Source organism: Limnohabitans sp. 103DPR2 (genome assembly GCF_001412575.1).
Taxonomy (GTDB): domain Bacteria; phylum Pseudomonadota; class Gammaproteobacteria; order Burkholderiales; family Burkholderiaceae_C; genus Limnohabitans_A.
Genome location: NZ_CP011834.1, coordinates 933,808 through 952,609, shown reverse-complemented (window position 1 = coordinate 952,609; position 18,802 = coordinate 933,808). Strand labels below are relative to the sequence as shown.

The window sequence follows — 18,802 nt, the reverse complement described above, 5'->3', positions numbered from 1 at the left end:
CTTAACTTAAGATGAATAATATTCATCAATTAAAAAACCTGCTTCTCGAGACACACCATGCGATCTTCTATCCCTCCCCTTAGTTGCTTGATGGCGTTTGAAAGTGCTGCACGTCGCTCAAGTTTCAAACTCGCTGCCATCGAGTTGAATCTCACGCCATCTGCCGTCAGCCATCAAATTGCAAAACTGGAAGAATTACTTGAGATCAAATTGTTTGACCGAACTGGCAGGCAGATTCAACTCACGACCTCGGGCCAAGAATATTTAAGCCGTTTGTCAGGAGCGCTAGACACCATCAGTGTGGCAACGGACAATGCGCGCAAAGGTGTGAACAACACCTTATTCGTCCATTGCAGCCCCAGTTTTGCAAGTCTGTGGCTCATGCCTAGATTGACGGATTTTGCAAAAACATATCCGGATATTTCTCTCACCTTGTCTTCTTCAGTCATGCCTTCCGACTTTGACAGCGCTCAGGTGGACTTGGACATTCGATACGGATTGCCGGTATGGGAAGGTGTGAAAGTGGTGCCCATTTATCAAGAGCGTTTGCTACCGCTGGCCAGTCCAGAATTCATCAAACAGCACAACATCAAAAAACCCGAAGACTTGATCAACCTGCCGCTGATCAATTCTTCAGTGAACATCTTGCAATGGAATGATTGGTTTGCCAGCAGAAAAATTGACTACATCCCACCGCAATACGCCTATCGCTTTGAACGTACCTTCATGGCTTTAGAAGCCGCTGTGCAGGGTCTAGGTGTTGCTTTTGACAGTAGCTTTATGGCTGATCGACTGATTCAAGCGGGCACACTGGTCCCTATATTTAAAACCGAATGGAGCTTGAAAGTTGAGGCCCATCACATGGTGTTTCCAAGTCGTCACATGCACAGACCAGAGGTGATGAACTTTATTGAATGGGTTCAAAAGCATACGGGATACCACAAGCGAAAATAACAAAAAGCCACTGACTTAAAAAATCAGTGGCTTTCAATATGGTGGGCCCACCAGGACTTGAACCTGGGACCAAAGGATTATGAGAAGTTTTACAAAATAAATATCGTTATAAATCAACAACATACAACGTCATTTATCAGGTGTGTAGCAAAGTGTGTAGTGAAACGTATCGTTTTTAGTTACAAATAACTTCCAACAATTTCAGTTCGCAGAATTATTCCGCTACAAAAACTTTTCAGAAATCGCTTTGGCAGTACACAACAACTAACCTTCTGACACAAGTGTAAACGCACTTACCACTTGTCATCGTCGTCTGTGTTGAACCCAAACTTGTCTTCTCTGCGGTCATTGAACACAGCACCTAAACCTGTCGCTGTGCTTCCCATACGTGTACTGCCATCAGTGCTGAAACTGCCCATCTGTGTAAACACTGAACCGTCACTGCCTACAGTTGTTGAACCCATCTTTGTGTAAGTTGTACCGTCAGATGAGATGCTGGTTGTGTCAGAGACTTTTTGAATCGTCTCACCTGTGTCTGACACAGCAAACCTTCCAAAGATGTTCCAAAACGACATAGCAGTCTCCTTAGTTGAACCACTTATCCAACAAGTCACCAACATACTCTTTTGGCAACATATGTCCAGCGTTTGGAACAACCGTCACATCAATACCCAACATTGAGCCAAACGTTGTCACGTTTGCGGGATTGCTCTGCCAGTCCTCTGAGCCAACGTGAACCTCGCATTGCTTTGGAATTGGAAAACTGTTTGCCTTCGCAAGTTGTAGAAGTTTGTCAGCAAGTGGCGGTATGAAGTTCATTCGTGTCTCCTCGTTAGAAAACTCACCAACGATTGGAGAAAGCAAGATCACCTTGCCAATGTAAGGCTCCATTTGTGCTTGTGCGTGTAGGAACAAGTAGGCACCAAAAGAGTTGGCAATGACACGTGCGTCCTCTTGCCAGAAGTTACTTTGTAAGTCACTAACAACAAGATCAACTTGTTGCTGAAAATCTAACTTTCTGAACTCACCAACTAACTCTCTACCTGCTATCTCAAAGCCCCTACTTAGCAAGCCTTGCCCCAAGCCTGCGTCTAAGCGACCGCCCATACCTGTCAAGTAGTAAACAGCGTTGTTCATACAAGATCAACGCCCTTAAGTAGACAAATTAGAGACAATTTCGCCTGTGTAGTTCTTAACCAACTCAGAACCTTCTGCTTGATACTTCAATTCAATGCCACGTGTTTTCAGTCTTGTTCCAAACCATAAACAATAGACGATAGCAATTGACCAACCGTCTTTTGAATCCTTGTGTTTACTCGTCTCAACTTCATCAACAAGAAAAACACCACTGAACACAGCATTTCTGTATGTTCCTTTTTGAACTTTAAGAACAGTGGCGTTTGAAACAGTTTGCCATCCCGTAGGCTTAGCAAGTGGCTCAGTGTCACGTGCCAGCGAACGACTCATTAGGGGAGCACTTGTAAAGAAAAGCATAAGTCCCTTTCGTAGATCAAATCAGCTTTTGCTGATCCGCAGTGGATGTCTGTCTCACTCTTGCGTAGTTAAGCAACTCGCTTACCAAACCATTACCCTTCAAATACTGCTCAACAATTCCCTCACCCACAAGTGCGTAATGCCACATTTCATTGTTTCGTTGCTCTGGCAGAAGCTTGTTAATACGCTCACAGTACAACGTAGCCGCCTTTAACTTTCGTTGAACATTAGCCTTCGTCACATCGCTTTGTGCTTTAGTCTCAACCAAGTAAACGTTAGTCCCGCAACGCACAATGAAGTCAGGCGAGTAGCGACCCAACATTCCATCTTCTTTTACGTAGCGAAGCCATAGGAAGTCGTGCTTGTATTCGTGTAATTTACAAAATGCCTGAACACTACTGTCCTTGTTACACCACTCCATAAACTTAAGCTCCAACCCGCCACTTCGTTTTGGAAAAGGCAACCGTTCATAGATGCTTTTAACGGTAGCAATTGAAGAAGTCTCACTAACTGTTAAGGTCTTAACACTACTCAACAGCCTGTGCTCAACCTGTGCGTCTTCTTCAAACGTTTTGTCAAAGCTTTCTGAAAAAGCTAATGCTGTGACACGCACAATGTGATCAAGCACATCACGTAACAGTAGCACTCGCCAGTTTTCATCAGCAAATGGATCAAATTCAGAACTAAACAAATACTGGCGAATGTAAATGTCAATCGCTTGTGCGAGCTTTACTGTGTCAAAGCCTATGAATGGTTTATTGACATTCTTGCGACCACCCTTTTCTACGGGATTAGATAGGGCGTAACTAATGCGATGAGTCACACGTGAAAGGTAGTCGTTGTAGCCCTCTACGTTCAATATAGAGCCACTGACTTTGTAGTTACCAAACATAGTCTCGCTCTGTAACTCAGTGCTAATCCAGTTATCACCTTTGCCAATGATTGACTTGAGTTCTGCGATTCCCATCTGCTTAAAAGGCGGCAGATTCTTTGGATGAATAACTTGCTCTTCAATCAGTTCCTCAGCATCACGCAGAATGACTGGTATTTGAAAATCATATTCTTCGTAGCCGTCAATAAGCCCAACGTTGATCAGATCACCACTTGCTGTTGTCGAAGAGTCATCACTGACTTCACCAACTAAGTTCCCAAGCATCTGCTTATACCAATCTCTGTAACGAGGGTGTTCAACGATTGACAGCACATCAATCAGATTTTTAGGTTCTTTGCCTTTGTCAAAAAGCTCCCTGTTCTCACGTCTCATCTCCGTGTAAACATCTTCACCACGCCACATCAAACGTAAGCCACGTCCAACAATTTGCTCTAATAAAATGTTTGCCGCAGAGCTACGCAATGGAACAATTACACAGATGTTGTTAACGTCAAAGCCTTCACGCAACATCAACACACTAACAATTACACGAGGCTTAGGATGTTTGTCTACATTGAAGAGTTGCTCTTTGACTTCTTTCCATTCACCCTCACTTAGTTCCGCTTTTTTGCCGCTATCAATGCCTAAGACGTCTTCTGTTTCTAAGCCTTCAGCAATTAAAAAATCAACGACCTTCTCCGTTACTTTTGTGTCTTCACAAACAACCAACATTTTTGGGCGACGATTCTCATCAATGAGTTTGAATGCCTCCTCAAGTCGTCTTAGCTTAGTTAAGCCAGCACGAAGCATTTTTCGCTGACCTTCACTTAACTGAACTTTGCCCTCTTCATCACGCTCAGCCTTAAAGTCCAAATCTTCTAAGTCATTGACTTCTTTACGCACATCCAAAGCAATGCTTTTAACAAGGCACAATTTGATTGCCTCAGTTAAATCAAAGTCTGAAATGATGTGAGGGAAAAATGCTTTCTTAGCTTTTTCACCAGTTCCTATTTGGTTATAGGGCGTAGCAGAAAAGTCAACTTGTATGAAACGCTCGCCTTTAGAAGCGGCAATAGCGATCAAACTTTTTTGCCATTCAACCTCTGTTAACTCGCCGCCTTTTCGAACTTCGTGTATGTGATGTGCTTCATCGTTGAAATTCATCAAGTCTGGTAAATACTTCAAGTACTCAAGTACACCACCTTTATTTGCCTTGTTGTCTAAGACATCCAAACTATTACCAGCTGTAGTATTAGGAACTATAGGCAGTTGATCTTTAATAACAGCAACTGGATCAATATCTACTCCATAGGTATCAACCTCTGGCTCTGACTCGTCATCCTCAGTTATCAATGCGTTCCAATTTGTCACAGCGATTAGTCCATTGCTTGTGACCTTTTTCCCAATCTCACGTTTTTCACACGTGTTGTTATTTACAAAGCTAAAAACTGCCTCTCTGTAGTTGTCTGGTATGAACAGCTCACTATATATTTTTATGTCTGATGTATCAAAGTTACGAACGCCATCTTTAACCTTTCCCTTCAAAGCGTCTAACAACCTGTCGTAAACGATAAGACCAGGTGCGACTAACAAAAAATTTTTGGTAAATCTGAGATCAGATGGATTTTCTAATTTGTTGATGATTTGCCAAATCATCAGTGCTTGTAAGACCCACGTCTTGCCTGTGCCAGTTGCCATTTTTAGGCAATATTTTGGATGGTTGTATTTGCTTTGACTTACGTGTGTTAGCAAGCTATCTTTTACCAAAGCATCAGGTGCGAGCGTTTTGTAGAGATCTTTCAGTGAAGTCTTGCTTAAAACTTCGTGTGCGTAGATAGTATTGAGTATTGATTGACGTTGACCAGTATGAAAATTCAAGCCTCTACGTAAATCAACAAAGTCTTGTAGGAACCAAAAGCGAAGAAGGTTTGCTGTTGCTTCACTTACCATTTCATATATGTCAGCAACACCACTTTCTAATCCAATACAAGATTCGTTGACTTTTAACGTTAAAGCTTCTGAGAGGGGAAGATAATCTTTCTTCATATCAAACCTCAAAATCAACTTCAGACTCAAATCCAAATACATCCACAGCACGTACGCAAATTCTTCTGAGTCCAATCAACGGATCAGTTTTTATAACAGCCTTTCTTACCACGTGTAAATCGTCTCTATCTTTATCAGTATTTCCTCTGTAATCTTGCCAAACAGAGCGGAAAATCTCTCCGTCATAGTTGACATCAATCGCCCAGTATTCAATCAAAGACAAAGGATCATTGTTCACAATACTTTGTAATTTTTTTCTGTTGTCCTCATCTAAATTGATTGCTTCTGGTGACAAAAGCACATAATTTTCAAGCTCAACTTCGATAAGGTCCTCTTCACCTTTTGTGACAACTGGTTGCTTTGCCGTTAAGTATTGGAGACTAGAAAATCTAATAGTATTTTTTAATTTTTCAAAGCTTCCGCGTTTTCTTAATCTATCCATCAAATCTGGCGGTATAACCAAAACTTCAATTTTGCTATCTTGTAATTGAGAAACAGAATGTCCAATATCAGATGCGAAATTCCAACCTAACACAATAACCTTATCCCACCCGCCCATTAACTGATCACGCAAAGCCTGTGCTTTTTTGAGCGTAGGTAATCCAGTAATTTTATTGGGAGAATCACAAATAACTAATGTTTTCCCTATATATCCTCTATCTTTATTTGGATTATTATCAACTGGTAATGGAATAGCCCCGTAAAGATCTAAGACAATTTTGGCAAGTTCGCCCATACCAAAACGTTTTCCTAACGTGCTTTTCACCGTTTCAACTTGATAATCCCCAATAGCTTGATATATAAACGGCTGAGCATTCATATCGATCAAACGTTTTCGCATTACCATACAAGCAGGTTTACCCAAATCAGTTATTAGCCATCGTCTTTTCATACGTTCAGCGACTGCGGCTGTAGTACCTGATCCACCAAAAAAATCAGCTACATAATCTCCTTCTACTGTGAAGAAATTCATTATTCGTTCAATTAGCCTTTCAGGCTTTTGTGTGTCGAAACCAATTCTTTCTACAGCTTGTGAGTTGATTGGCGGCAAATCATCCCATAACGATTGAATGGGCTTCCCCTTCCACTCATCTAAGTATTGACGACGCATAAGTCTGCCACCAGGCTTAGCTGGGAATTCCAATCTATCTTCAGCATCCATACGCATCATTGTTTCTAATGAAACCGCCCATCCATTTGGCGGTGGCTTACACCCTTTATATTCATAACGTAAATTTGGACGCGGAGCGGGGTTTCCTAAATTATCAGTTTTGTATCGTCGCCCATCTTTATTGACCTTTGTATATCTCTCTTTAACATAAGCCTCTCCATTCTCAAATGAATATTGAGGATTAAATGTGTAATCTTCGCTCATTGAATAAATGAAAATAGAATCTACTACCACTCCCATTTTTTTTCTGTCAGCATTAGACTGCCCAAGTCTTCGCTGCCAAATAACTTCATTTAGCATTCGATCTTTACCAAATATTTCGTCTAATATTATTTTTACATAATGAGAAACACTTGGTCCAATATGTACTGCCAATATTCCTTTGTTTGACAGCATTTCTTTCATCAAAAATAAACGTGGTATCAGCATTTCTAAGTAAGATGAAGTTCCTTCAGACCAAGTATCTCCATATGCGTATTGTTCAATAACTGTTGGTTTTTGTTCAATTTCACAATCTGGCAGTTTGACTCTAGTTCGATAATCAGTTTTAGAATCAAAAGGTGGGTCAATATAAATTAGATCTAATTTACCTCTAATGCTTTCATTAAAATCATTACCCGTTAATAATGCTGACATAGCAAGTAAATTGTCACCATAAATCAACCTGTTTGTAACAGTATTTGTATCAGTACTTTTCAATCTACTGAATAGATCATTGATAGAAACATCACGTGAAGGATTCACTATTTCACGTGTCAATAGGCTAATTTTTTGCTTACCTTCTGATTCTTCAAGTATTTGCTCCGCAATTTTTCTACTGCGTTCAAATATTTTGGGTAATTTTTCTAACAAACTCATTCTTGTTCATCCTCAATTCTTAATCTTCTGGCAGTGAGAGTTTCACCTTCAAACTCCCAATAATCGCTTCCACTAACAGCTGCCCATTCATATCCCAATCTCTTTACAGCAATAAGAGCTGAAGCACTTGGAGACATTACTTTTCCATCAAAGTCAACTTTCCCGTCAGCAACGACTTGGCAAGTTATCTTGTTATCTTTGAGGAATGTCAGTACTGATCCAGTCTTTATTCCCAATTCAGTGAATCGCAAACGAGTTCTTCTCTCTTCAGTCGCAACAGCCTTTTTCAATGCTTGTACGTCTTCAGCGTCAACTACAACGTCATAGCGAGGTGTTACATCTCGCAATTCAGCCAACTGTATTGCCTCACGCACTTGATTAGGGTCTATGCGAAAAAACTCTCTGTTGTTGCGAATTCGCTTGTCAGCAAAGATTCGATGAAGTTTGCCTTCAACCAACGCAGAGTTAGCAACCTCACCAGCGTAAAAACACTGAAACGGCAGAGGCATACTTGTGTTGTCAAGTTCACGTATTCGTTGCTCAACACTGGTCGTTGTACGCCCAATCTTTACCAAACCTTCCATTGCCTCATTTGTGAGCACGTAAACGGTTTCAGCCATCACTTCACTTTCTACAAGATGGTTTTTGGGTCAAAATTGCCTCAAAGCAGTATAAAGTCTGAGGACTGGCTTTACTACCTTTTTAAGTAAAAACGACCTTTTGGAGCATCAATGAACACCATAGTCATCAGTAGTCAAAAAGAGTTGGCGGAGTGGCGTACTCGTATTGAGTCTGCGTGGCAAAAGAGTGTTCAAAGTGTGATTGAGGTTGGGAACTTGGTCAAACAAGCGAAGGAGCAACTTGGTGTTAGTTACAGCCTGCTTGAGGCAGAACTTCCCTTCAGTTCAACTGTTGCGGCTTTCCTCATCAAAATTGCTGAAAACCCCGTCCTCAGCAACCCTTCGTACCACTCACGCTTGCCCAACGGCTACAACACACTCTACTACCTCGCAAGTGTAGATGAGAAACAACTTGTACAACAGTTAGAGAACGGCGAAATCACTCCTAACTTCACTCTAGCCAGTGCTAAGTTGCTACGAGAAGCCCAGCCCAAAAAGACAACCACCAAAGTCAAGTTTGCTGAACCTAAAAAACCAAAGACCATCACCTACGAAGTTGGCTCCATAAGCATTGCCGCACCAGCCAACACAGACCAATTCCAAGTGGACTTGCTAAAACTTCTTACTAAGTACGGCGGGACGATTACTCATACGCACAAGGACAACTCACTCGCTGAGTGGCATAGAAAAATTGTTCACCAACAAGCCTGTGAAATGATTGCTCAATCTGAGGCAGGGCTACAGAATATCAGTTACGAGGAAATTCGTATGCTTGAAGATGCGGCTCACTTTCTGACGAAGGACAAGAACCAAAAGAACAAGGCTGAACTCGTAATCAAAGATGAGCTGGTGATTCGTACTTGTCTTCCTGATGATTACAAGGACTTGGCAAAGATTAGAGCGTTACTTGGGATAGAGCAAGTGACACGCGGGCAATTGAAGAAGTGGTGTATTGACAATAAAGTGCCCAATCAATTCACAGAACTTTCAAGTATGGACAAGGAACTCTACATTTGGGAGCAGGTCCGCTTGGTTGCTGAACGCAAGGATGTGAAAGGCGGACTCAAACGCCTCAAAGATATGGCAAGCCGTAGCACCATCCCCAACATCAAATCGTTGGCTCAGAGGGCACTGAAAGAAGTCACACGCTTTGACAACAAGGCATAACGATGTCGTACTTCTATACAAAGAATGATGACCTCATCAAGTCCCCTCTGAACAAGTCATTTGGCGAACTATTCACTTGTACTGAAGAAGAGTTTGCGATTTGGGTTGATGAACTTTGTTTTGCTGTAACTCTTCAATGGGATGAATTTGGTCAACCTCCAAAGGCAGGTGTAAGACTTGAAGAGATGGGTAGTGAGTTTGAACGCATCTGTAAAGTAGATACAGACAAGATGTGGTTCAAAGACGAACAGACACGCAAACTTGATTGCGTCATTGACGGTGCTCGTGTTTCTATAGCCAACAGTTTTTTCCCAAACATTCTCAAAGCACAAGACACAGTTGGAGAAGGTAAAGCCGTCAGTGTGTATGACCTCTTTGCCAAACATTCAGCACGTGACAAGACATTGGCTGTGTTGACGAAATGTATACGTGAAGATGGCTTCTATGACTTTGCTCCAATCTACAGACCGCCCACATCTTTCAAAGGCGATTTAAGACGTGAGGCTCGTCGCATAGTTGAGGAAATTCTCACTGAAGAAGCAACTGGAACTGGACAACGTTGTCTTTGGATTGATGCGTCTGCCAAAGTTGAAAAACGTACGCCTCGCATCAACGTCAAAGAACTAAAGGCACTCAAAGCGAAAGGCTTGCTGAAGAAGCACCATCTAAACGGTGTGAACTTGAGTAAGGTCAGTGACGACAGTCTTTTTCGTATTCGTGTGTACGGCATCAATGAATCAGCGAAACGTGTACTGCCACTCATCTATAGGCACTTAGAACTTGGTGCTGGCATTGCCCCTAACAACTTTCCCTCATCCATCGCCCGTCTGCTTTACAAATATGCGACAGACAGATGTGTTGATCAAAAAGAGATCGTCATCTATGACCCAAGTATGGGCTTTGGCGGACGATTGTTAGGTGCGTTAAGTTTGCGTGATAGAGCCATTCATTACATTGGCACTGATCCAAATACAGAGAACTGGATCAAAGAACTTGGCATCTCTCGTTACGAATATATGGCACGTATATTCAAAAGTCACGTGCGTTACGGCAAAGAGTTCAAAGGCACTTACATCTGTAGTGGTAGTGAAGATGTTGCCAACAACGATGAGTTCAAAAAGTACAAAGGTAAAGTTGATTTCGTTTTCACTTCACCGCCCTACTTCTCCGCTGAGATTTACAGCAACGAACCAACTCAAAGTTCAATAAAGTACAAAGAGTATGACAGTTGGCGTGACAACTTTCTTAGACCAACTTTGAAGACTGCGGCAGAATGGCTAAAAAATGATCGCATTCTCGCTTTCAACATTGCGGACATAAATGTTGGCTCAAAACAATACCCACTTGAGCAAGACACAGTTGAGATACTAAAAGAATTTGGTTTGCGATATGAAGGCAAACTCAAGATGGTCTTAGCAGTTAGCCCATCAATGAAAGTTGGAAAAGAAACACGACAGCCAAGTATGAAGAATTTTTGTATCGTCAATGGCAAATGGCGAAAGTACGAACCAATATTTGTTTTCTATAAACCTTAATATATTTCACGCAATAAAAAAGCCTCTTACGAGGCTTTTTTATTTTCTATTTCTATAGTCAATATTTTTTCTTATTGCCGCTTCTTTTAATTTTTCAATTACGGCAATTGATATTTGCTCATCCTCACCAACTGTCCAAGCATAAGTAAATCCTAATGTTCGATAATAATACTGTTTGTTATAAAGCCTCTCTGTTTCCAAGCGAGCCATTACCACATTACAGTTAGCAATTACAAATTCCAATAATTTACGTAATACTAATTTACTTCTGTAAGGCTGCTTAACATACGCATCTGAAGCGTTCCATACTTGTCCATCGTAATAGTTTTTCCAAGTTTCCGTATAGTTTGTAATTCTGATAAATCCCGCATCTTTTCCATCTACTTCCGCTACAAAGTATCTACAAATCTCGCTAAACATAGCAGGATAAAGACCAATTGTTGAGCCTGAATATCCTTTTGTAAAATATTCCATCCACTTTCTTTTTTCCTTAATATTTGTGATTTCTCTAATTTTAATAAGTGGTGGAAATACATCAGAAGTTACATCACTTACTACACTTACTTCAACATCATAGTTAAACATAGATCTCTCCTTTATTCACAGCAACATTACTGTGAACTGGATCATTGAGGATCTAACAAAAATCATCGAGCGAATTCAAAAACTTTGTGATCCTTTATTCGTTTTTAAGTAAAAACGTGCGAAGGATCAACTTCTCGTTTCCTTCGCTCGACTCTTCTTAATGTCTATGTTGAGATCACTCCTGACAAACAAAGTTTTGTCGTTTTTTAACTTAAAAGGAGTTTTTATGAGTAAAGTAATTTTTGCGACTGGTGAACAGATTTATACAGCGGCTGTAGCGGGTGCTATGCGTGGGTATAACAGAAGTACTGATGAGCACAGCAAGTATGAGGAAGTTATTGACGAGCACTACAAGGCAATGCTTAGTGATGTTGGAAACAAGTCACAACGTCGTCGTATTCAAAAGCAAACAGGTAACAACTGGCGTAAAGCGTATTTGCCTCTGTCAATGGCATTAGTACACAAACACATTGGCGGGCAACCTTGTGAAGAACACGCTCGTGTTTATCTCCCAAGCAATCCCGCACGTGTGTTTGACATTCCATTGGATAAATGGGATGAAATGGCAAAGTTGAGTGAACAACTGTTCGCATAACTTATTTGTGAGACTGAAGTTTTCCATCATTACTCCAGTCTCACGTTTTTACGTAAAAACGATGAGTTGATCTTATAGAACTTTGATCGCTCGAAATCTCTCAACTGTTGTGTTGAGATCAATGTTGACAATAACTATCACTTTTAATTTATAAGGAAATTCAAATGAAAAATATCAAATCACAAACACTTAACAATACTGAAAAACTCAACGAGTTTGCTAATGAACTATTAGAGTCTTGTGGCATCAAACGTAATGTCAAAAGAATTGCTTATTACATAGACGAAGACTTGTCAGGTATGTACACAAATATCAATGAAGCGTCTGATGGGGTCACAGAAGCAAGTTATGGCGGAGTAATCTATCACTCTTACGAGTTGATTGAATCAATGAAGGCTACGTCATTATCTAAAGTATTTTTCACAAATGACGAAATCAACGAGTTATTAAAGTTAACGACTGATAGCATTTTGCTGAATATTCAGCGTAATGATAATTTTGAGCAGAAGTGGCATTTTGTATTTGAACTTACTGAAGAAAATACAAATAATTATTCTTTTACTTTAGATGTTTATGTAAATGTTGATAAAGTCAACGAGAAAATCAGAGATATATCTGCTGAGTTTCAAGTTGAATCTTTAATATTTAATAAATTAGCAAACAAATACTAATTTATTGCTCAAACAAGTTCAACCGCATTACGAAGCATATTGTCATTAGCGTCAATATATACGGCGGTTGTGCTCACATTACGATGCCCCATCAAACGCATTAACACACGTAAACCTACGCCCTGTGATGCGATTGATGTGGCATACGTTCTGCGTCCACTGTGACTACTCGCCCCATCAACACCAGCGGCTTTGTACAAACTCAAATAGTGTTGTGTCAATGTGTTCGCTGTGAATCCCATACGAGGATTCTTTTGAGTTGGAAACAATGACCGTTCTTTGTCATCTGTACGAATCAACTGAATGTAGTTAGCAAGTTCCTCTTTGAGTTTTGAACTCACAAACACAGTACGAGGATGTTTCCCTTTCGTTTGCTCTGCTGTCAAACGAATTTCATTTTTGATATTTCCATTTTGATCTAACACGTGTCCAACAGTCAGCGATGCGATCTCTCCAACACGCATTCCACTCAAATGACTTGTAAGAATCAATGCCCTATCTCGTTTGGCATATTTTTTCGTACTCACATAGTCAAGTACCTGTTTAATTTCCTGTTCGTTCAATGTTTTTGCTTGTGACATTTGTTGCTCCTTTGCGTAATCAAATAAATAACTTGAAATAAGCTTAATTTCTGAAGTTAGGTCTGAGCAACCTTTATGTAATCAACCCGTCAATCTGGCGGGTTTCTATGCTGTTTTGTTCAAAATCAACGACTTAATTGAACAACCGCACTTTTCAGCATTTTTCTTTGATTTCGTATTTATGAGTTTTCTGTGGCTTTTAGAACACAGATTGAAATACAAGCCCTACAAGCGTTTGTTAGCGAAGTCCACTACCAAAGTACCCAACCCATAAAAATCTACGCTTGTAGACGCTTTAATTCATTGCGTTTAAGTACTGCTATTTCTATCGTGTGTTGTATTCAATTATTCAACTTACAGTTTTCTATAGTTGATTCAGTTCGTTTGCTGTGTTCACTATGTGTCACTGTGTTTGTTCTGTGTGTTGTTTGATTCAATGTTTGAGTGTTTTATCTATGTATGAATCATTCAAGTGTGACAAAGAACTACGAACCCCTCATTCGATTCGTAGTCTTGTAAGAACCTTAAAGTGACTTCAGTCTGCGTTAAGGGCGGTGTGAGGAATCCAGCAGTTGCTTACATCCCAAATGCTGTTTGTGTCCCACGCCTTGCGTGTGCTTTGTTGTGCTTCTTTTAATGAGTAACCAGCCCAATGTGAAGCCTCGTCTACTTTGTAGTATTCGTATGCTTTCACATCAGTTGATTGATGTGCCTTATCGTGCCAAGCGTGCCTAAATAGTGTTTCAATGTCTTCTGTAGTGAGTACTGCGGGTAAGTTGCCTAAAGAGATGTTTACGTGAATTGTTTGTGATCTGTCAGTTGTTTGATTTGCCCCTTCAATCGTTACGAATGTCAGAGGCTTAAAGAGATTGGGATTTTGAGTTGGTCTATTAGAGTGAGTTGGATAAAGTAATTTGTAAAAGCAGTTCAATGCGTGTCTTGTGTCTTTGCTCGTCTGCTCCATCTTTGTTTTGATGTACTGATCTGCTCGCACGTGCTTGAAGCGTCCCACATCTGTACTCGCTACATAAGGGCGATGTAATGTGTGGGCAACAACAACGTGGCTGACGTGTTGCTCGTGCTGATTAAACATAGATTCAATGTCTTTTGCGTTGTACTGTCTCATACTCTTATTTAGTAAAACCAAAGAAAAGGAGACTGAAATATTGAGGTTGCTCTCCCAGCTTCTCTGAAACTAAAGTTAAGTTCTTATTAACTTTATAGGACGATCGTAATGAGCATTCTTTCAAATCTCAAGCTCGTAGCGAGCAAGAAAAAACAGGGCATTTCGCCTGTGATTCAACGCAGAAATAAGTTGAGCAACAAGATTTATGAACAGATTCAACTTGCTCAAGCACAAAAAGAGGGACGCACATACGCTCCCACTCGCTTGAAAACCTATGTGAACAAACAAACAGGTGAACGCAAGACCATTGAATCAGTTAAAAAAGTGCGTGAATGGTGGCACATCAATGACAGCGGAAAAATCAACCTGTTCTGTAAGTACGGAAGCAAACAAATCCAATTTGACGCAAAAGGTAAAAACGCAATTGAAGTGTCAAACGGTGATGAGTTGCTAACAGCACTTGAATCATTAAAATTGGCTGTTGAGCAAGGCGAACTTGATCAACAAATTGAAGCTACAAGTGGTGCACTCCGTGCAGGCTTTCTGAAGTGATTGATGAACTGCGAACCTATGTAATTTTTCAAGTAGACCATTCAATCAATTAGATTCACTAACTCGTGCTCCTTTTTGACTTACTGATAAGTATGTTGAGAAGGAGTTTTTTATGACCATAAATGAACTAAAAGGAATCAAACCAATTGGACCTATGACGCCTGAAAAGGCAAGAATTGAGGCACTAAAAAGAACGAAGGATGCGGCAGCGAAAAACTTAAAGGCAGAGAGAGAACGTCAAAAACTCGCAAAAGCGAGAGACACAATTTCTACGCTTGCTTTCAAATCCTTGTGATGTGTTGTAGGCACCGTACAAACTGTCGTTTTCAATTCCGTTTGCGACACGGTTTAACGGCTTTTTAAGGCAACGTTGTAGGGCTTTTTTGACGTGTTTTTGATGCCTAATTTGCTTCAGTACTCACTTGTCAGCATCAACACCCAAAACTCACCCGTCCAACAGCCGTAGAGAGTGATGGCAGATAATGGAAAATCTGTGTACTCTATCTTCTGCTTTGCTAACGCCCTACCGTTGCCATCCTCAATTGATACAGATGCTGATTGGTTAATTTTTGTGAGTTTTAGGCAAGTGAACCAATCTTTGTTGCTATCAACACCGCTCAAGTGAGATGCGTACACATCAAACAACCAAAAGCACTCTGCGGCTTCAGCAAGGTAGCGTGAGCCTTCTGTGAGCAAGACTGTGCGTGTCAATCTTGCTAACTGATCACAACCTGTGAACTGTTTCAGAGTTGCGAGCAATTCATTTTCTTCAACCATTTCTGTGTTCCTTTAAGGGTGAACACAGTATTAGTTCTAAGCATCAAATGGACAACCTGAGTCCCGCCAAAATGGCGGTGTATGCGTTATTTCAAGCCACCTAACGCTTCGTATAAATCATCGTAAACACGCTCTCGCACTCGCCTATCAAAAGCTTCTCGCTTAAGTTTTGTTTCAAATAGCAAATCAGAAACTGTTTCAGCGTAGGCTGTTTTTTTCTGTAGTTGATCTCCCAAAATATCAAAGATGTGATGTTCTATTTCTACATCAGCAAAGAAAAAATTCTTCTTTCCCAAATCGTACTCAATAGCCAGCAGTCTTTCTTTCAATGACTTCACCAACTCTTGTTGTAGGTCAGCGTATTTGTCCATCACTATTCCTGCTCCTTCCAACCTTTTTCACGTCCAAGCGACATTGATGCCCAATGTTCTTCAAGTGCCTCTTTTGGAATCTCTGCTACGTTAGGCGTCATACGACGACGAGATACCCATTCTTCATCGTAGTGATTCCACCCTGCTTCAGTTTGTGGATAGTCTGAGAATTTTGGAAATGGTTTTGTATTTGAGTTACTCACTACTTGCCCTTCTTTGTAGATTTCTTCATTGCTGTTTTTCTTGCCAGCAACTCTGCTTTTTTCTTTGCTTGTGCTGACTGATAGATTTCTTCAACAGTTGAAGTTGAGGCGATTCTTCGTCGTGTTTCTTGTCCACGCAATTGCTCTGTTGCTTCAATTACTTTCAGATGACTGTAGTGACGCTCAATCATCAGCACACTTGTACCCATCTGTTTGGCAAGCGTGTGAATTGGCACTTTATCGTGCGTCAGTGCCAGCGTTGCGTATGTGTGACGGAAACTGTAGAAAACACGGTTTTGCTCAGTCTTTGGGTCGTACAGCAAGTTGTGCTCATCCAAGTAACGCTCAAACATATGTTGAAACGCAGGACTTACGTCTTGCTTCTTTTCTTTTGTACGCAATACGAAGTCATCATTGTTTGGTGTCACAACATCTTTGAACGGATCAATGATGTTATTTTTGACGCCATAAACACGACGAGCAATTCGCTCCAGCACTTTGACAGTTGGCTGTCTTCCAACAATTTCACGTGTACCAGTCTTACCCGTAACAATTAACTCAACACCCCTGTTCAGATCAGTTAAAACAATCTCTTCTTTTTCACCATCATCTCCAACGACGAACTCACCTGTGTGCGTTTGTTTTGGATTCATAGTGAATTTGATCTGCTTCCATTTCAAGTTCATCAACTCTTTGCCTGGTCGTGCTCCCGTATCAATCAGCATCTCAGAATAGTCACGCATTATTTGACGCATCTCTTTGCTGTGTGCGTTACGTGCCCGCTCAACCCACGCTTCAAAGTTATTGATGACAGCCTGTATCTCAGTCAACGTGAAGGCTGGATGACGTGTGCTCTTCTTTCCTTTCGCCTCAAGTTTTGGACGATTGAGGTCAGTTAAAAAGTTACGCAAAACAGCCTCATCAAAAACCAAATTCAGTGCGGCGTTTTGACTGAGCATCGTGCTGTTACTTGGAATTCTCTCCATCATTCGTATGCGTTCCGCATCCAAATAGTCCAATGCCGTACTGTCAATGTTTGTGATTAGTCTGTTGCCCAAAATTGGGATCAGGTACTCATTGATGATGCGTATGTAATCTTTGTAGGAAACTTTGCCATCACCGTTGGCGATCTTCTGCTCCATACGCTGTACAGCAAGTTTGGCAACGTCTCTAAACTTGCGAGTGATGACTGGCAAGTTGTCACGCTTACGAATCTCAGCCGTAATTCGCAACTCTTTTGCTACCTCTTTTGCGTCCTTCAATTTCCGTTCTTTTGTTGACGCTCGTTGCCACACACCACCAACCTTGTAGCGACATTGCCAGATTGAACTGCGTTCACGTCTGTACAGGACGAGTTCGCCTTCTGTGATGATGTGTGTTGTCTCTTTCTTTGCGGACATAAACGCACTTTAATTTCAACTTGAAAAAAGAGCAACCAAGTAAGTGTGTAGTGTAATTTGAAAAAATTTACTCGTATACCTTTTTCAAATCCAATACTCTCGCCTCAAATTCAGCATCCATTACCTTCAACAACGCTTCACATAAAAAATCACAAATTGAAGCGATGTCTTGCGGCGACAGCCCTCTCACATTCGCAGTCAAATGTCCGTGCAGGTATATGTGTCTTACGCACTTAGCCAATAAAAAAACATTTCCGCTACCGCTATCTATGTACGTTTTCAATTTACTCTTCAAGTCTTTTCTGTCAATTTTGTCTTTGACAAACCCAAAGAACCTTCTTTCACTGTCTATGTCCTCAATCTTTTTGAGATTGAGCACAAATTTGTAGGTTCCTAAAAAATAACGAGGGTCAGGTATGTGAAGGGCGTACATCATCTGCTCAAACGCACTCCAATATAAGGACACTTTGGTCAATGCGTCGTAGCCTGCTTTTGTCGTGTCTGAGTATCCTTCAAGCAGTAGTCCTCTAAACGCCCTTGCTAATCTGTAACGAGCTTGGAATCTATTGACGTCTGCCGCTTTGTTAAAGAGCGGAGTCAATGCCGCTACCTTGTGTCTTTCCTCATATTCAGCCCAAAGTGGCGGGTCAAATTTAATGGGTGCTTTGACTATAAACGACACATAAGTCTCCAAAAAAAAAGGACTGCTTTTACACAGTCCTCCTTCACGTTGGTAGGGCGTGTTGGACTTGAACCAACGACCAAAGGATTCCGCTTTGTGTGACTTTCATCACTCGCTGGACTTTGCCTTCACCATATACATCGCTGTACTTAGGTGGGTGCCGTCAAGTCTCTACACGTTCAAAGTGCTTTCGCACTAAGCTTCGCTCGACATTGCCATATGTGTTGCCACACTTAGGTTTCATCGAATTTGACACCATCCCTTACACAGTTTCCACGTGTAAGGCACATTTGAGAAATATGAGTCCTCTGCTCTGACCAACTGAGCTAACGCCCCGTTACATCTATTGTACGTTTTTACCTAAAAAAACTTGCTTCGCCTAACTCAAAAAGTGTGTAGACGGTGTGTAGTGTATTTTTGACAAAAAAAATACACGTAAGTTGTTGATTTATATAGATATTTTACAAATACGAGAACTATTTTAATAGATTATGAGTCCTCTGCTCTAACCAACTGAGCTATAGGCCCTTGGGCGCTTATTGT

Annotated in this window: 21 protein-coding genes; 7 read left to right on the top strand and 14 right to left on the bottom strand. The window is 40.9% G+C overall.

Annotation, left to right across the window (positions count from 1 at the left end; translation table 11 throughout):
* The first annotated feature begins 57 nt into the window (after positions 1-57).
* Positions 58-954: a LysR substrate-binding domain-containing protein gene (locus tag L103DPR2_RS04690; protein WP_055359978.1), complete on the top strand. Its 897-nt coding sequence runs from the start codon at positions 58-60 to the stop codon at positions 952-954.
* A gap of 293 nt (positions 955-1,247) precedes the next feature.
* Here L103DPR2_RS04690 and L103DPR2_RS04685 read toward each other — a convergent pair whose 3' ends face one another.
* From L103DPR2_RS04685 to L103DPR2_RS04660, 6 genes are read right to left on the bottom strand one after another with little or no spacing between them, the layout of a single operon-like run.
* The gene (locus tag L103DPR2_RS04685; protein ID WP_055359977.1) at positions 1,248-1,529 is read right to left on the bottom strand and encodes a hypothetical protein; all 282 of its coding nucleotides are present in this window, start codon (positions 1,527-1,529) and stop codon (positions 1,248-1,250) included.
* A gap of 10 nt (positions 1,530-1,539) precedes the next feature.
* Entirely contained in the window at positions 1,540-2,091 is a 552-nt protein-coding gene (locus L103DPR2_RS04680; protein ID WP_055359976.1) for an alpha/beta hydrolase, read from the bottom strand.
* Positions 2,092-2,106: 15 nt separating this feature from the next.
* Positions 2,107-2,421 (bottom strand): hypothetical protein, encoded by a 315-nt coding sequence (locus L103DPR2_RS04675; protein ID WP_156339855.1) that lies wholly within the window; start codon positions 2,419-2,421, stop codon positions 2,107-2,109.
* Positions 2,422-2,464: 43 nt separating this feature from the next.
* Positions 2,465-5,365: a DEAD/DEAH box helicase family protein gene (locus L103DPR2_RS04670; RefSeq protein WP_055359974.1), complete on the bottom strand. Its 2,901-nt coding sequence runs from the start codon at positions 5,363-5,365 to the stop codon at positions 2,465-2,467.
* Position 5,366: 1 nt separating this feature from the next.
* Entirely contained in the window at positions 5,367-7,394 is a 2,028-nt protein-coding gene (locus L103DPR2_RS04665) for a site-specific DNA-methyltransferase (protein WP_055359973.1), read from the bottom strand.
* Positions 7,391-8,014 carry a GIY-YIG nuclease family protein gene (locus L103DPR2_RS04660; protein WP_055359972.1) on the bottom strand — a complete coding sequence of 208 codons (624 nt, stop codon included), beginning with the start codon at positions 8,012-8,014 and terminating at the stop codon, positions 7,391-7,393. The genes L103DPR2_RS04665 and L103DPR2_RS04660 overlap by 4 nt, the downstream gene beginning before the upstream one ends.
* Before the next feature lie 111 nt (positions 8,015-8,125).
* Between L103DPR2_RS04660 and L103DPR2_RS04655 the strand changes: the two genes are divergently transcribed.
* Both L103DPR2_RS04655 and L103DPR2_RS04650 read left to right on the top strand, forming a co-directional pair.
* Positions 8,126-9,181 (top strand): hypothetical protein, encoded by a 1,056-nt coding sequence (locus tag L103DPR2_RS04655; protein WP_055359971.1) that lies wholly within the window; start codon positions 8,126-8,128, stop codon positions 9,179-9,181.
* A gap of 2 nt (positions 9,182-9,183) precedes the next feature.
* Complete coding sequence (locus L103DPR2_RS04650; protein WP_055359970.1) at positions 9,184-10,716, top strand: hypothetical protein; 1,533 nt, start codon at positions 9,184-9,186, stop codon at positions 10,714-10,716.
* 39 nt (positions 10,717-10,755) lie between these two features.
* Here the strand turns inward: L103DPR2_RS04650 and L103DPR2_RS04645 are convergent, their stop codons facing one another.
* Positions 10,756-11,301, bottom strand: a complete 546-nt coding sequence (locus tag L103DPR2_RS04645) for a GNAT family N-acetyltransferase (protein WP_055359969.1) — start codon at positions 11,299-11,301, stop codon at positions 10,756-10,758.
* Positions 11,302-11,527: 226 nt separating this feature from the next.
* Between L103DPR2_RS04645 and L103DPR2_RS04640 the strand changes: the two genes are divergently transcribed.
* Positions 11,528-11,896: a hypothetical protein gene (locus L103DPR2_RS04640; protein ID WP_055359968.1), complete on the top strand. Its 369-nt coding sequence runs from the start codon at positions 11,528-11,530 to the stop codon at positions 11,894-11,896.
* A gap of 164 nt (positions 11,897-12,060) precedes the next feature.
* The gene (locus tag L103DPR2_RS04635) at positions 12,061-12,567 is read left to right on the top strand and encodes a hypothetical protein (RefSeq protein ID WP_055359967.1); all 507 of its coding nucleotides are present in this window, start codon (positions 12,061-12,063) and stop codon (positions 12,565-12,567) included.
* Positions 12,568-12,575: 8 nt separating this feature from the next.
* Here the strand turns inward: L103DPR2_RS04635 and L103DPR2_RS04630 are convergent, their stop codons facing one another.
* Together L103DPR2_RS04630 and L103DPR2_RS04625 are read right to left on the bottom strand one after the other, a co-directional pair.
* Positions 12,576-13,148, bottom strand: coding sequence for a tyrosine-type recombinase/integrase (locus tag L103DPR2_RS04630; protein ID WP_055359966.1), 573 nt, complete (start codon positions 13,146-13,148; stop codon positions 12,576-12,578).
* 535 nt (positions 13,149-13,683) lie between these two features.
* Complete coding sequence (locus L103DPR2_RS04625) at positions 13,684-14,274, bottom strand: hypothetical protein (protein WP_055359965.1); 591 nt, start codon at positions 14,272-14,274, stop codon at positions 13,684-13,686.
* 108 nt (positions 14,275-14,382) lie between these two features.
* On the opposite strand from L103DPR2_RS04625, the gene L103DPR2_RS04620 reads away from it, so the two are divergent.
* A complete protein-coding gene (locus L103DPR2_RS04620; protein WP_055359964.1) occupies positions 14,383-14,826 on the top strand; it encodes a DUF6641 family protein in 444 nt (147 codons plus the stop codon).
* A gap of 112 nt (positions 14,827-14,938) precedes the next feature.
* On the top strand, positions 14,939-15,121 hold the full coding sequence (locus L103DPR2_RS04615) for a hypothetical protein (protein ID WP_055359963.1): 183 nt from the start codon (positions 14,939-14,941) through the stop codon (positions 15,119-15,121).
* 116 nt (positions 15,122-15,237) lie between these two features.
* On the opposite strand, the gene L103DPR2_RS04610 is transcribed toward L103DPR2_RS04615, so the two are convergent.
* The 5 genes from L103DPR2_RS04610 to L103DPR2_RS04595 form a co-directional block, all read right to left on the bottom strand.
* Positions 15,238-15,603, bottom strand: coding sequence for a DUF6876 family protein (locus L103DPR2_RS04610; RefSeq protein ID WP_055359962.1), 366 nt, complete (start codon positions 15,601-15,603; stop codon positions 15,238-15,240).
* An 86-nt stretch (positions 15,604-15,689) separates the two neighbouring features.
* On the bottom strand, positions 15,690-15,974 hold the full coding sequence (locus L103DPR2_RS04605) for a hypothetical protein (protein ID WP_055359961.1): 285 nt from the start codon (positions 15,972-15,974) through the stop codon (positions 15,690-15,692).
* A 2-nt stretch (positions 15,975-15,976) separates the two neighbouring features.
* On the bottom strand, positions 15,977-16,177 hold the full coding sequence (locus L103DPR2_RS14475; RefSeq protein WP_231717682.1) for a hypothetical protein: 201 nt from the start codon (positions 16,175-16,177) through the stop codon (positions 15,977-15,979).
* Positions 16,177-17,577 (bottom strand): tyrosine-type recombinase/integrase, encoded by a 1,401-nt coding sequence (locus tag L103DPR2_RS04600; RefSeq protein WP_055359960.1) that lies wholly within the window; start codon positions 17,575-17,577, stop codon positions 16,177-16,179. The genes L103DPR2_RS14475 and L103DPR2_RS04600 overlap by 1 nt, the downstream gene beginning before the upstream one ends.
* 67 nt (positions 17,578-17,644) lie before the next feature.
* On the bottom strand, positions 17,645-18,259 hold the full coding sequence (locus L103DPR2_RS04595) for a hypothetical protein (protein WP_055359959.1): 615 nt from the start codon (positions 18,257-18,259) through the stop codon (positions 17,645-17,647).
* Positions 18,260-18,802: the final 543 nt, after the last annotated feature.

Excerpts from the sequence above, each read along its gene's own strand:
- L103DPR2_RS04690 (WP_055359978.1), top strand. The coding sequence starts at position 58 with ATGCGATCTTCTATCCCTCCCCTTAGTTGCTTGATGGCGTTTGAAAGT.
- L103DPR2_RS04685 (WP_055359977.1), bottom strand. The coding sequence starts at position 1,529 with ATGTCGTTTTGGAACATCTTTGGAAGGTTTGCTGTGTCAGACACAGGT.
- L103DPR2_RS04680 (WP_055359976.1), bottom strand. The coding sequence starts at position 2,091 with ATGAACAACGCTGTTTACTACTTGACAGGTATGGGCGGTCGCTTAGAC.
- L103DPR2_RS04675 (WP_156339855.1), bottom strand. The coding sequence starts at position 2,421 with ATGAGTCGTTCGCTGGCACGTGACACTGAGCCACTTGCTAAGCCTACG.
- L103DPR2_RS04670 (WP_055359974.1), bottom strand. The coding sequence starts at position 5,365 with ATGAAGAAAGATTATCTTCCCCTCTCAGAAGCTTTAACGTTAAAAGTC.
- L103DPR2_RS04665 (WP_055359973.1), bottom strand. The coding sequence starts at position 7,394 with ATGAGTTTGTTAGAAAAATTACCCAAAATATTTGAACGCAGTAGAAAA.
- L103DPR2_RS04660 (WP_055359972.1), bottom strand. The coding sequence starts at position 8,014 with ATGGCTGAAACCGTTTACGTGCTCACAAATGAGGCAATGGAAGGTTTG.
- L103DPR2_RS04655 (WP_055359971.1), top strand. The coding sequence starts at position 8,126 with ATGAACACCATAGTCATCAGTAGTCAAAAAGAGTTGGCGGAGTGGCGT.
- L103DPR2_RS04650 (WP_055359970.1), top strand. The coding sequence starts at position 9,184 with ATGTCGTACTTCTATACAAAGAATGATGACCTCATCAAGTCCCCTCTG.
- L103DPR2_RS04645 (WP_055359969.1), bottom strand. The coding sequence starts at position 11,301 with ATGTTTAACTATGATGTTGAAGTAAGTGTAGTAAGTGATGTAACTTCT.
- L103DPR2_RS04640 (WP_055359968.1), top strand. The coding sequence starts at position 11,528 with ATGAGTAAAGTAATTTTTGCGACTGGTGAACAGATTTATACAGCGGCT.
- L103DPR2_RS04635 (WP_055359967.1), top strand. The coding sequence starts at position 12,061 with ATGAAAAATATCAAATCACAAACACTTAACAATACTGAAAAACTCAAC.
- L103DPR2_RS04630 (WP_055359966.1), bottom strand. The coding sequence starts at position 13,148 with ATGTCACAAGCAAAAACATTGAACGAACAGGAAATTAAACAGGTACTT.
- L103DPR2_RS04625 (WP_055359965.1), bottom strand. The coding sequence starts at position 14,274 with ATGAGACAGTACAACGCAAAAGACATTGAATCTATGTTTAATCAGCAC.
- L103DPR2_RS04620 (WP_055359964.1), top strand. The coding sequence starts at position 14,383 with ATGAGCATTCTTTCAAATCTCAAGCTCGTAGCGAGCAAGAAAAAACAG.
- L103DPR2_RS04615 (WP_055359963.1), top strand. The coding sequence starts at position 14,939 with ATGACCATAAATGAACTAAAAGGAATCAAACCAATTGGACCTATGACG.
- L103DPR2_RS04610 (WP_055359962.1), bottom strand. The coding sequence starts at position 15,603 with ATGGTTGAAGAAAATGAATTGCTCGCAACTCTGAAACAGTTCACAGGT.
- L103DPR2_RS04605 (WP_055359961.1), bottom strand. The coding sequence starts at position 15,974 with ATGGACAAATACGCTGACCTACAACAAGAGTTGGTGAAGTCATTGAAA.
- L103DPR2_RS04600 (WP_055359960.1), bottom strand. The coding sequence starts at position 17,577 with ATGTCCGCAAAGAAAGAGACAACACACATCATCACAGAAGGCGAACTC.